Origin of the sequence: Citrobacter sp. KTE30 (assembly GCF_000398825.1) — a bacterium.
In the GTDB taxonomy this organism is placed as follows: Bacteria; Pseudomonadota; Gammaproteobacteria; order Enterobacterales; family Enterobacteriaceae; genus Citrobacter; species Citrobacter freundii.
Genome location: NZ_KB976055.1, coordinates 3,130,457 through 3,142,896, shown reverse-complemented (window position 1 = coordinate 3,142,896; position 12,440 = coordinate 3,130,457). Strand labels below are relative to the sequence as shown.

Below are 12,440 nucleotides of genomic sequence, written 5' to 3'. Positions count from 1 at the left end.
CTCCTGGTTAAAGCAACAATGTGGCCGGTGCGGCTGCGGGCGAATGCTGATTCGGTACATAAAAGGCAATCTCAGTGCCTGGCTCCAGACGGCGGATATGTAATCCCTCACCGTAGAGCAGCTTAACGCGATGGTGCACATTCAACAGACCAATTTTATTGCCCGGCATTTCATTGGATTCGACCCGTTCAATCACTTTTGGATCGATACCGTGGCCCGTATCCCGCACGGCTATCCGTACCCGGTTACCACACTCCGCCACGCTGATGGTGACCACACCTTTCCCTTTGCAGGGCTGAATCCCATGGACGATAGCGTTTTCTACCAGCGGCTGAATCAGCAGGCTGGGAATATAACAGCTTACCTCTTCATCGATATCATAAATAACCGTTAGTTTGTCGCCAAAACGCGCTTGTTCGATGGCGATGTAATCCTTGATTTGATACAGCTCTTTTTTGATATCGATCTGCTCATCGTCTTTTAATTCGATATTGTAGCGAAGATAACGCGACAAATTAAAAATGAGCTGGCGTGCGGTGTCCGGGTTAAGTCGTACCGAGGATGAAATCGCGTTCAGGGCGTTAAACAGGAAATGAGGATTTATTTTACTTTGTAGTGCGCGTAGCTCTGCCTTATTTGCCATTTCGCGTAGCTGTTCCGCTCGGGAAACTTCAAGCTGAGTCGAGATAATTTGCGACAGACCAATAGCCATTTCCTGCAGCGAGGAGGTTATCTGGTGGGCGTGACAGTAGTAGATTTTTAGCGTACCGGTGACAACACCTTTCTCCCACAGCGGGATCACCAGCATGGAGTGTATTTCCGGTGTGCGATGCGCTTCATCATTGTTTTTAATGATGATTTTTCCGTAATTGATCGCCTGCTGCGTGGTAGGACTGACGAAATCATCGTTATCACGGTAGTTAAGTTCCCCCACGCCAACGTAGGCCAGAACGTGCTGGGTATTGGTAATTGCGACGGCGTCCGCATGGATGTCATGGCGAATAATTTCGCATACCTGGCGGAGCGACTCGCTGTTAACCTGCCGAAAAAGCGGCAAGGTTTTGTTGGCAATATCCAGCGCCAGCTTAGCCTGCTTCGCAGCGCTGGCCTCTTTCTCACCCTCCACGCTTTGCACTAGCATGACGATAAAGCCAATGCAGACGCTGCCCAGGATCATTGGGATACCGATTTTTGAGACAATATCCAGCCCCAGTGCGGTAGAGGGGGCCCAGACGACGACGAGGATCATCGTCAGGGATTCGCACAGCATTCCGCCTAAAATGCCCGCTCGCCAGTGCTGTGCTTTAGGGATCTTACGGTTGATCCACCCGGCAATACAGCCTGCCAGAATACTGGTGATAAAACAGGGCAGGGCGGTGACGCCGCCGATGTCGATAAGATAGCGGTGGGTACCTGCGATGAGGCCCGTAATGATACCGACCCACGGACCAAACAGAATCCCCCCTGACATGACCGCGATAATACGCACGTTAACCAGTGAGCCTTCAACCGGTACGCCGGACCAGGTACTGAACAGGGCAAACATTGAGAAAATCGCGGTAACGGCGAGCAGCTCTTTTGGGGAGTGGGCTGATTTGTGCAACAGTTCGCGGAACAGGCGGATACGAATCAGGAAAAACAGACAGAACAGCATCAGTGCTGCCCGGTCAAATACCGCCAGCAGCATATTGAATATTTCGTGCACGGGTGACTCTTGCGCAAGGGTTAAACCTCTATGATAGGTAACCTGGGCCAGGATGACCAGCACCCACGCAGCCTGTGCCTAATGAGGAAAAACCATAACATTAAAAGGGGATTGTTGCATGATTGTTGTATTTACAATACCTGTCCTGTCAGCGCTGCATTCAAGGTAATGTATTTAACAACAAAATGTTAAATGATGGTAATTTTAAGCGGATTGTGAAAATGAATATTTCCTCATTTTACTATGTTGTTCCTCTTTTTTGTCAGGAAAAAATATTTTGTTTTGCCTCTCGACAGAAGGAAATTATTCAGGCTATTTTCTAAACGTGCCACCATCGTGGCAGCGTCGCTCGGACGGTCCGGGCGCTAACGTTAATCTGAGGATATTATGGCTGACTCCCGCCCTGAACGTCGCTTTACGCGTATTGATCGCCTTCCCCCGTACGTTTTTAACATCACGGCTGAACTGAAGATGGCTGCGCGTCGGCGCGGCGAAGATATTATCGACTTCAGCATGGGGAACCCGGATGGGGCCACGCCTCCTCACATTGTTGAAAAACTGTGTACCGTGGCTCAGCGCCCGGATACGCACGGTTATTCCACCTCTCGCGGTATTCCGCGTCTGCGTCGGGCGATTTCCCGCTGGTACCAGGAACGCTATGACGTTGAGATCGATCCTGAATCCGAAGCCATTGTGACCATCGGTTCCAAAGAGGGACTTGCGCACCTGATGCTGGCAACGCTCGATCACGGTGATACGGTCCTCGTACCCAACCCAAGTTATCCCATCCATATTTATGGCGCGGTGATTGCCGGCGCGCAGGTACGATCTGTGCCGCTGGTCGAAGGCGTCGATTTCTTTAATGAGCTGGAGCGCGCGATTCGCGAAAGCTATCCGAAACCGAAGATGATGATCTTAGGTTTCCCGTCGAACCCGACGGCACAATGCGTTGAGCTGGAGTTCTTCGAAAAAGTTGTGGCTCTGGCTAAACGCTATGACGTGCTGGTGGTTCACGACCTGGCCTACGCTGATATTGTTTATGACGGCTGGAAAGCGCCATCGATAATGCAGGTACCGGGCGCTCGCGATGTCGCAGTTGAATTTTTCACCCTGTCGAAAAGCTACAACATGGCGGGCTGGCGTATCGGTTTTATGGTGGGCAATAAAACGTTGGTAAACGCGCTGGCGCGAATTAAGAGCTATCACGATTACGGAACCTTTACACCGTTACAGGTTGCGGCCATCGCCGCGCTGGAAGGCGATCAGCAGTGCGTGCGAGATATTGCAGAGCAATATAAACGTCGTCGTGATGTGCTGGTCAAAGGGCTGCATGAAGCTGGCTGGATGGTCGAGGTGCCAAAAGCCTCGATGTACGTTTGGGCGAAAATTCCAGAGCAATACGCCGGGATGGGGTCACTTGAGTTTGCCAAGAAACTGCTGAACGAAGCGAAGGTATGCGTTTCACCGGGGATTGGGTTTGGTGATTATGGTGATACGCATGTGCGTTTTGCGTTGATTGAAAACCGTGACCGTACCCGCCAGGCTATTCGCGGTATCAAAGCAATGTTCCGCGCAGATGGCCTGTTACCGACCAGTGCAAAATCGACTTCTGAAAGTACCGACTGACCGAATGTTCCCCCAAAATGCAAACAGGAGCCTTATGGCTCCTGTTTTTTGCTGCGTCTTTTAATTTAGATCATCAGGGCGAAAGTACCGGCCCAAACGATGACCATAAAAGAAATGCCCATAAAGAAATATTTCACTTTTCATCTCTCCGCATACCTTGGGTATGTCTAAATGAACATATGCTTACCTGACAGAGAGCTGATGCACGCATAAACGAAATGGAGAATTCCCCTCGTTTACTTGGCTGCATCACCTCAGAATTCTGAGCTTTAATGCTCCAGACGGCGCTAATGTACGCCTAAAAATGAGGTGAGACAAGAGGCATTTTTTTATTTAATTTTAATAACTTACAAGTGTCGTGATTCGGCGACAGTTTAATTTCTTTCGGTAATAAATTGCTATTGAGCGACGGAATGCTTACTCGGATAGTTCTCATATCGCCATGATGTTAATGCGGTTAATTTTTCGCGGAATTTAATAATGAAAAGGTTAAAAATGACCAGGTTAATGATGTTAGCACTCGCTCTTACGCCGTTGACGTCGATGGCGGCCTCGCCGCTGGCGTTCAATTTCAGCTGCGCAAGTATTGGTGGTGTGAATAGTGATGGTAAAGGCAATGTCTGGATCGATGGCGCGAAGGCGACGGTGAAGGCTTTCAATAAAAACTATTGGGAGGCGACAAGTGGTAAAAATACCGTTTCTATCTCCCGCAAAGATGACGGAAATCCGGACGTATCCTGGACTGGACCTAATCGTAAGCACGGGGTTTGCCTGCCGGAGGATAATATTGATTATTCTCCAGCGAAAAAATCGACCAACGCTGGTCCGTCTTACTCCTGCTCTGCTGTTCAAAAGGGAAGTGCGGAAGATATTATTTGCCAGAGCCCATCGCTCTCTGCAATGGATCTGAAATTGAACGAAATTTTTAAACAGGCACTGGCTAAATCGAAGAATGATCCGATGTTAAAAGCAGAGCAGCGCGGTTGGATCAAAGGACGCAACGAGTGCTGGAAGGAGAAGGATGATGAGCCAGCCTGCATTGCCCGAAGCTATAACGAACGAATGACTGAACTCCACAATAAATGGGGCGTGAAGTAATTCAGCCGTAGAAAAAAAGAAAGGCCTTGCGGCCTTTCTTTTCAGATATACAACGAGGCTTCACCCATCGGGCGCGTTTTGAAGCGACGGTGGATCCAGAGATACTGCTCGGGGGCGCGCATGATCTCTTTTTCGATAATTTTATTCATATAGGCCGCTGCCTGGCACTCATCAGCCGGGTAACCTTCCATTTCAGGCGTGATGAACAGGCGATAACCTGAGTTATCTGCTTTTCTCACCATGGTTACGGTCAGCATCGCTGCACCCGACAAACGCGACAGCACATAAGTACCGTTGGTGGTTGCCACATCTTTGACGGCAAAGAAGGGGGCAAACGAGCTTCCTTTACGACCGTAGTCCTGATCGGGGGCAAACCATACGGCTTCTCCTTTTTTGAGAGCGCCGACAATACCACGCAGATTATTTCTGCCGATCATCGCCTTGTTGGAGCGCATACGACCACGGGTTTGGATCCACTCCATCAACTTATTGTTGTGCGGGCGATAGGTCGCCATCATTGGCTGACAAAGCCCCATTACGCGGCCACCCAACTCAAGCGACATAAAGTGTACGCCGACAACCATCACGCCACGATTTTGCAACTGGGCGCGCTTCAGGTTGTCCAGTCCTTCTACATCAAACCATTTACGCACCCGACGGTCCGGCCAGAACCAGGCCATACCTGTTTCAAGTAGCCCCATGCCGAGTGAACGGAAATTCTCATCGACCAGTTTGTCTCTTTCTTCCTGCGACAAATTTGGGAAACAGAGTTCGAGATTTTTACGTGCAATAGATTCACGGCGTTTTAAAAATGGACGAGCCAGCGTTCCTGTACGGGTACCAAGAAAACACAATACGGGATAGGGAAGCTGTACCAGTAACCAGAGCACTCCAACACCAAACCACGTGAGCCAGTAGCGCGGATGCAAAAACGCGCGTGAAAATTTACATTGGGGGAACATAAGCACCTGTTGTTGATACGAAATAGATGTATCGCGAAGATTCTTTGTCTTTCGCTTTACACTCTGTACTGATCGTTAGGCCGCCATGAACGACATTGGTTCCTGTAAAGAGTGTAAAACTGAGTCAGGACAAAACCACGAGGGGGCATGAATGATCGGACGCACAATGTACACCCGAAAATTAATGTCAGCCAGAAATAATTACTCAAGATTCGTAAATGTTTTTAAGGCGATTAAGAACAAAAATTAACCTATATATAATCCGTTGTTTTTATGCAGATTAAATAAATGTCTGCCCGAGAGAGTAATAGTATGCAGGTGAAGGATTTTTGTAACTAAGATGTTGCTGAAATTGCACGAGGATAGGAATTGTCTTAGAATATAAAGTTAAGGGAGTGTAAGGACTTACGTTAAGTTTACGGCAAACAGGAGGTATCGCTATGCTCTATTTCTGGATCTTTCTCGCTCTGAGCATTTTGTGCGTCAGTTGCTATATCTGGCAGGTTATGGGCGCTGCGGCGTCAATCAGCGCTTTTCTCGGCATGGCCATCCTTACGGCATTAATTTACTTTTTTACTATGCGATTGACCAATGGTAACGAAATGGTAACCGGGTTATTCCTGTTTCTTGCTCCTGCTTGCGGTTTGATTATTCGCTTTATGGTGGGTTACGGTAAGCAATAATTTGGAATGTTACGTTTAGCAATAAATTATCACGTTGAGCTTTTTTATTTATCTGAGTTATTGAAGTGCCAGCATCGCTGGCACTTTTTTGTGAGAGCGAAATGAATTACCGGGCATCCGCCAACTGGAGTGAGGCTTCCTCTTGCTGAGCATTTTTTCGCTGCTGTTCGAGCTCCAGCGCGCCACGATGAGAGAGGTAGCAAAACAGGATGCAGCAGACAATCCCACCCATCAACAGATAGAATCCGCCATGCCATCCCATTTTGTCGACCATTACGCCAAACAGGCTGGTTCCCAGCGACGCGCCAAAAATGTAGCTCATAAATCCGCGTAAACCTACCGCTGACCCCACTGCGAAGCTGGGGACGATTTCCATCGTCTGAACAGAAGCGAGGAACTGTGGAACATAGATCAGGCAACCCACAATGGCGGCAAAAATAGTGACCATCAGCAGGGATTCACTTTTCCAGTAGCCGATCAAACAGACGAAAATCAGCGCCATACAAATCATGGCCAGCGGCATGCGACGGCCTTTAAACAGTTTATCGGTAAGCCAACCCGCCAGTAATGTGGAAGGGATTGCCGCCCATTCAAAAAACAGAAAAGCGATGCTCATTTGCTCTTTCGAAAAATGTTTTTCGGTTAACAGATAAATAGGCAACCAGCTAATCATGCCAAAACGCACCATATAGACGAAGACATCTACCAGTGATACATACCAGGCATTCTTATTACGCAGCACATAGGTGCAGAAGATCTGGAAGGCACTCATATTTTCTGGCGCCTGGACAGTGTGTCGGGAATTTAATACGACTTTTTCTTCCGGCATCATTTGTTCCAGAGCCGGTAAGCCTTCCTGGCGTGGTGAACCTTTCCCGAGCATTAGCACAATAAAAGCGAACAGGACGGCCACACCGGCCGGAACAATATAGCTAGCACTTTGCCAGTGCTCGCTCCCCAAAATGGCAAATGCGGCACCCACGATCGGGGCAACAATACCACCGCCAACATTGTGAGAGATATTCCAGAATGCGCCAACGCGTCCACGTTCTTTACGCGGAAACCAGTTGGCAATGGTAATAAATGAAGGGCCAACGCCCATACCCTGGAACAAACCATTGAAAACGACCAGAGCGGCAAAAATCCAGAATCCGGTACTGAATCCTAAACCGACGTTTACAATGGCGCACAGAATCAGGCCGCATGCCATAAAGACCTTAGGGCTGGCCTTGTCTGCCAGGCTGCTCATAATGCCTTTACTGATCCCATAAGCAATAAGCATGCAGCTGCTGAGTAGACCAATTTGTGTGGCACTGAGATCCAGATGTTCCTTCAGGTATGGTGTTGAGAGCGTGAAGTTATTGCGCACAATATAGTACGCAAGATAGCCAAGAAATACGCTGAGTAATGCCTGAATGCGGTATCGGCCATACGTTTCCTGGACTTTCTCCGCCGGGACTTTATTTGCCGCTGGCCCTGCTTTAAATATTGATAACATATCATCACCTAAATTTATATTGATGTGAGTATCAGGATTTTTCGCAGTGAAGAGTGAAATAGACGGCAGAGAAACTCAAGTTGATGAAATGAGTCACTATTGACACAATTTGTGGATTGCGTGGCTGATTTTGACTCTTTTTAAATAATGGATTTTCAATTCTATTCTTTTACGGACGTTTTTATCATCGGCGTGTGCGGATATTAACAAATTCAGGCTGCATTTTCGGGTATTCTTTACCGATGCCGTCACTTTCCGTTTGGTTATTCTACGAATAACCTTATTCTTCACTCTGGCAGTGATAAACGGGTAAGTTTTGTCTCAATATTATTTTTTGCACATGTTGGTATTTATGAACGGGATCACAAACAGACTTTTGGACCGGGGGCGTTGTTGGGCGATCTCGCTCTGTTTTATGTCGCTGTCGGTGAGTTGTCTGGCGCAGGGTAAAGAGCTGGTAATGGCAACAACCTTTTCACCGGGGGCAACGGCCTGGATTATTCAGCGTTGGCAGACGGAACCGGGGTCGGTGATGATTCGCACATTAAACCGGACCAGCAGTTCACTGGAACAACTGCTTGATACTGCCAATGCGGAGAACGTCGATTTGATTTTGACCTCGTCGCCCATGCTGTTGCAGCATCTTCAGGAGCATCAGAAGCTGGCGCCCTTCGATAATGTGCTGCCGGAAAGCCAGCGGCTGGTGCCGGACTCGATTCGTTCTACCTCCGTGGCTGTTGCGATATCTGGTTTTGGCCTGTTGATTAACCGTTCTGCGCTGGCGGCGCGTCATTTGTCGCCTCCTGCTGACTGGGGGGATTTAACGCATCCTAAATATCAGAACGCTTTGTTAATGAGTAGCCCATCGCGTTCCGATACCAACCATCTGATGGTTGAATCGTTGCTACAGCAAAAAGGGTGGGAAGAGGGCTGGGCGACATTACTGGCGAGTGCTGGAAATTTGGTGACGATTTCATCACGCAGTTTTGGCGTAGCCGACAAAATTAAGAGCGGCCTTGGCGTTGCGGGGCCGGTCATTGATAATTATGCCAACTTGCTGCTTAACGATCCTCACCTGGCATTTACCTATTTTCCACGCTCGGCGGTATCGCCAACCTATGTTGCTGTTCTCAATAACAGCCAGCACCCCAATGAAGCGCGTCGTTTTATCCGCTATTTGTTAAGCCCGGAGGGACAGCGGATCCTTGCGGATGCGAATACGGGGAAATACCCGGTAACGCAGCTCGCATCTGATAATCCCCGCGCCGCTCAGCAGGCCATTTTAATGAACCAGCCTGCGCTTAACTATCGGCTGATCCTTAAGCGGCAACAGTTGGTGCAGCGGATGTTTGATACCGCCATCAGTTTTCGTCTTGCGCAACTAAAGGATGCATGGCGGGCGCTATACAGTGCGGAAGCTCGCCTGAAACGCCCGCTACCCGAAATCAGAGCCTTACTGACCAGCGTTCCGATAGATGCCAAAAGTAGTGAAGATGAAGCCTGGCTTGCGCAGTTTGATAATAAAAGCGTTGCCGAACAGCAGATGATGGAGTGGCAGCTCTGGTTTCTTAAAAATCAGCGTCAGGCGATATCAAAACTGGAAGAATTAAAATGAAAGGTGGATCGATACTGCACCGTCTGCGTCAGCTCAGCATCAGCAGCAGTCTGCGAGGAGCCTTTCTGACGGGTGCATTACTGACGTTGAGCGTAAGCTGCGTCAGTCTGTATTCCTGGCATGAGCAGAGCTCGCAGATACGCTATTCGCTTGATGATTACTTCCCGCGCGTGCATTCCGCTTTTTTGATTGAAGGGAATCTCAACCTGGTTGTGGACCAGCTTAATGAATTCCTGCTGGCTCCCAATACGACTGTAAGGCTGCAACTGCGCAATCAGATAATCTCGCATCTGGATAAAATCGAAGTGCTGAGCAGGGGGTTGCAACCAGCAGAACAGCAGCAACTGGCGGTGATTTTGCAAGACAGCCGGGCGCTGATGGCGGAACTGGATCGGGTGCTCTACAACATGTTCCTAGTACGCGAAAAAGTGAGCGAACTTTCCGCGCGCATTGATTGGCTACATGATGATTTTACTACTGAGCTGAATTCACTGGTGCAGGATTTTACCTGGCAGCAGGGGACGTTGCTGGATCAAATCGAGGCCAAAAATGGTGATGCGGCGCTGTATCTCAAACGTGCCCGAGAGGTGCAAAACGAGCAGCAGCAGGTTTACACCCTGGCAAGAATTGAAAACCAGATCGTTGATGATTTACGCGACAGGCTTAATGAACTGAAATCGGGCAGCGACGACGGAATGCTGGTGGAGAATCACATCCGCTACCTGGAAAATCTGAAGAAAACGGCGGATGAAAATATCCGTACCCTTGATGACTGGCCCAGCACTATCACACTGCGACAAACTATCGATGAGCTGCTGGAAATCGGGATGATGAAAAATAAAATGCCCGATACCATGCGCGATTATGTCGCCGCGCAAAAAGCGCTCGTTGATGCCAGCCATGCCAGAGAGGCCACACTTGGGCGCTTTCGAACACTGCTTGAAGCGCAACTGGGGAGTAGCCATCAGCAAATGCAGACGTTTAATCAACGGCTGGAACAGATTGTTCGTGTCAGCGGTGGACTTATCCTGCTGGCGACGCTGCTGGCGCTACTTCTCGCCTGGGGGCTTAATCACTACTTCATTCGTTCGCGTCTGGTGAAACGTTTTACTGCGCTCAACCAGGCCGTGGTGCAAATTGGTCTTGGCAGAACGGATGCCACTATCCCGGTATATGGACGCGATGAACTGGGGCGTATCGCAGGCTTGCTGCGCCATACTCTGGGCCAGTTGAGCGCGCAAAAAAATCAGCTGGAGCAGGAAGTGACTGAGCGCAAAGAGATTGAATCCGATCTTCGCGCAACGCAGGATGAGCTGATCCAAACCGCAAAACTGGCGGTGGTCGGCCAGACTATGACCACGCTGGCGCACGAGATTAATCAACCGCTGAATGCGCTGTCGATGTACCTGTTTACGGCGGGGAGGGCAATTGAACAGGGGCAATCCGCTCAGGCCAAAAGCACATTAACCAAAGCGGAGGGACTGATTACTCGCATTGATGCCATTATCCGTTCGCTGCGTCAGTTTGCGCGCCGGGCCGAGCCAGGTACGCCTCTGCATCCGGTCGATCTCCGACAAACGTTCAACGCTGCCTGGGAACTGTTGTCCATGCGGCATAAGCCACAGCAGGGTACTCTGACGCTCCCAGACCGTAGCGTGTGGGTGGCTGGTGATGAAGTGCGTATTCAGCAGGTGCTGGTAAACGTCCTGGCAAATGCGCTGGATGCCTGTCCGGTAGTGGCGAAAATAGATGTTCACTGGCAGGCCGAAGGCAGCCGGTTGTGCGTATTTATCAGCGATAACGGCCCCGGCTGGCCTGGGGCATTATTACCATCACTGTTAAAACCGTTTACCACCAGTAAGGATGTTGGCCTCGGTATTGGCTTATCGATTTGTGTATCGTTAATGATGCAAATGAACGGCGAACTGCGCCTGGCGTCAACCCCGGGGCACAATGCCTGCGTCGTTCTGCAATTTAATCTGACGGATGTAAACGATGTTGAGTGATGAATATTCTGTTCTGCTTATTGATGATGATGCCGATGTTCTCGACGCTTACACCCTGTTGCTTGAACAGGAGGGATATCATGTATTCGCATGCAGTAACCCTTTTGATGCCCGAAATTGGTTGCAGGCCGACTGGCCAGGGATTGTCCTGAGCGATGTGTGTATGCCTGGCTGTAATGGAATCGACCTGATGACGTTGTTTCATCAGGATGACAATCAGCTTCCGATCCTGTTGATCACCGGGCATGGCGATGTTCCGATGGCGGTGGACGCGGTGAAGAAAGGGGCGTGGGACTTTCTGCAAAAACCGGTTGATCCTGGCAAACTGCTGGTGTTGGTAGAGGATGCGTTGCGTCAGAGAAAATCTGTGATTGCACGTCGTCACTATTGCCAGCAAAAGCTACAAGTTGAACTGGTCGGCTACAGTGACTGGGTTAATCAGTATCGCCAGCGTTTACGGCAACTGGCGGAAACGGATATTGCCGTCTGGTTTTATGGCGAGCCGGGAACCGGGCGTATGACCGGGGCCCGTTATTTACATCAACTTGGGCGCAGCGCTGAAGGCGCGTTTATTCGCGGTGAATTGACGCCCGGGAACTCTGAACAACTCAATGACCTTATTGCCCAGGCGCAAGGGGGAACGCTGGTTCTGAGCCATATTGAGTGCCTGACGCGTGAACTGCAGCACCATCTGGTGCATTTGCAAAGCCAGGAGCGACGTCCGTTTCGCTTAATTGGCATTGGCGCCACTTCGTTGGTGGAACTGGCGGCAACCAACCAGATTGTGGCCGAACTCTATTACTGTTTTGCGATGACGCAAATTGGTTGCCAGCCGTTGTCTCAGCGCCCGGATGATGTTGAACCGCTGTTTCGCCATTATCTGCAGAAAGCCTGTCTGCGTCTGAACCATCCTGTGCCTGAGATTGACGGGGAATTACTAAAAGGTATGCGGCGTCGCGTGTGGTTAAGCAATGTTCGGGAACTGGCCAATGCCGCCGAGCTTTTTGCCGTTGGGCTATTGCCACTGGCTGAAACCGCGAATCCGCAACTGCATTTGCCTCAACCGACACCGCTCGATCGTCGGGTCGACGAGTACGAGCGGCAGATCATTACTGAAGCGCTAAATATCCATCAGGGGCGTATTAATGAAGTCGCGGAGTATCTACAAATCCCGCGTAAAAAACTCTATTTACGCATGAGAAAATACGGACTGAGCAAAGAACACTATAAGTTTTAGCAGGCGGAAT

The 12,440-nt window shown here is 49.6% G+C and carries 10 protein-coding genes; 6 read left to right on the top strand and 4 right to left on the bottom strand.

What is annotated here, in order from left to right; genetic code table 11:
- Positions 1–7: 7 nt before the first annotated feature.
- Positions 8–1,705: a sensor histidine kinase gene (locus WC1_RS08065; protein ID WP_003028239.1), complete on the bottom strand. Its 1,698-nt coding sequence runs from the start codon at positions 1,703–1,705 to the stop codon at positions 8–10.
- A gap of 387 nt (positions 1,706–2,092) precedes the next feature.
- Between WC1_RS08065 and alaC the strand changes: the two genes are divergently transcribed.
- Complete coding sequence (gene alaC / locus WC1_RS08070) at positions 2,093–3,331, top strand: alanine transaminase (protein WP_003028236.1); 1,239 nt, start codon at positions 2,093–2,095, stop codon at positions 3,329–3,331.
- A 65-nt stretch (positions 3,332–3,396) separates the two neighbouring features.
- Here alaC and ypdK read toward each other — a convergent pair whose 3' ends face one another.
- The gene (gene ypdK, locus WC1_RS24755; RefSeq protein WP_010723117.1) at positions 3,397–3,468 is read right to left on the bottom strand and encodes a membrane protein YpdK; all 72 of its coding nucleotides are present in this window, start codon (positions 3,466–3,468) and stop codon (positions 3,397–3,399) included.
- 343 nt (positions 3,469–3,811) lie between these two features.
- On the opposite strand from ypdK, the gene WC1_RS08075 reads away from it, so the two are divergent.
- Complete coding sequence (locus WC1_RS08075; RefSeq protein WP_032948015.1) at positions 3,812–4,429, top strand: lysozyme inhibitor LprI family protein; 618 nt, start codon at positions 3,812–3,814, stop codon at positions 4,427–4,429.
- 41 nt (positions 4,430–4,470) lie between these two features.
- On the opposite strand, the gene lpxP is transcribed toward WC1_RS08075, so the two are convergent.
- Positions 4,471–5,391 carry a kdo(2)-lipid IV(A) palmitoleoyltransferase gene (lpxP, locus tag WC1_RS08080; RefSeq protein WP_003845019.1) on the bottom strand — a complete coding sequence of 307 codons (921 nt, stop codon included), beginning with the start codon at positions 5,389–5,391 and terminating at the stop codon, positions 4,471–4,473.
- 440 nt (positions 5,392–5,831) lie between these two features.
- Here lpxP and WC1_RS08085 point away from each other — a divergent pair, with 440 nt between their 5' ends.
- Positions 5,832–6,074, top strand: coding sequence for a YfdY family protein (locus WC1_RS08085; RefSeq protein WP_003028231.1), 243 nt, complete (start codon positions 5,832–5,834; stop codon positions 6,072–6,074).
- A 106-nt stretch (positions 6,075–6,180) separates the two neighbouring features.
- Here the strand turns inward: WC1_RS08085 and pgtP are convergent, their stop codons facing one another.
- A complete protein-coding gene (gene pgtP / locus WC1_RS08090) occupies positions 6,181–7,572 on the bottom strand; it encodes a phosphoglycerate transporter PgtP (protein ID WP_003839270.1) in 1,392 nt (463 codons plus the stop codon).
- Between the two features lie 415 nt (positions 7,573–7,987).
- Here pgtP and pgtC point away from each other — a divergent pair, with 415 nt between their 5' ends.
- The 3 genes from pgtC to pgtA are packed head-to-tail and all read left to right on the top strand — an operon-like array spanning position 7,988 to position 12,430.
- Positions 7,988–9,187, top strand: coding sequence for a phosphoglycerate transport regulator PgtC (gene pgtC / locus WC1_RS08095; RefSeq protein ID WP_103790837.1), 1,200 nt, complete (start codon positions 7,988–7,990; stop codon positions 9,185–9,187).
- Positions 9,188–9,198: 11 nt separating this feature from the next.
- The gene (gene pgtB / locus WC1_RS08100) at positions 9,199–11,193 is read left to right on the top strand and encodes a two-component system sensor histidine kinase PgtB (protein WP_175542046.1); all 1,995 of its coding nucleotides are present in this window, start codon (positions 9,199–9,201) and stop codon (positions 11,191–11,193) included.
- Complete coding sequence (pgtA, locus tag WC1_RS08105) at positions 11,183–12,430, top strand: two-component system response regulator PgtA (protein ID WP_016150717.1); 1,248 nt, start codon at positions 11,183–11,185, stop codon at positions 12,428–12,430. Before pgtB ends, pgtA begins: the two co-directional genes overlap by 11 nt.
- Positions 12,431–12,440 lie beyond the last annotated feature (10 nt).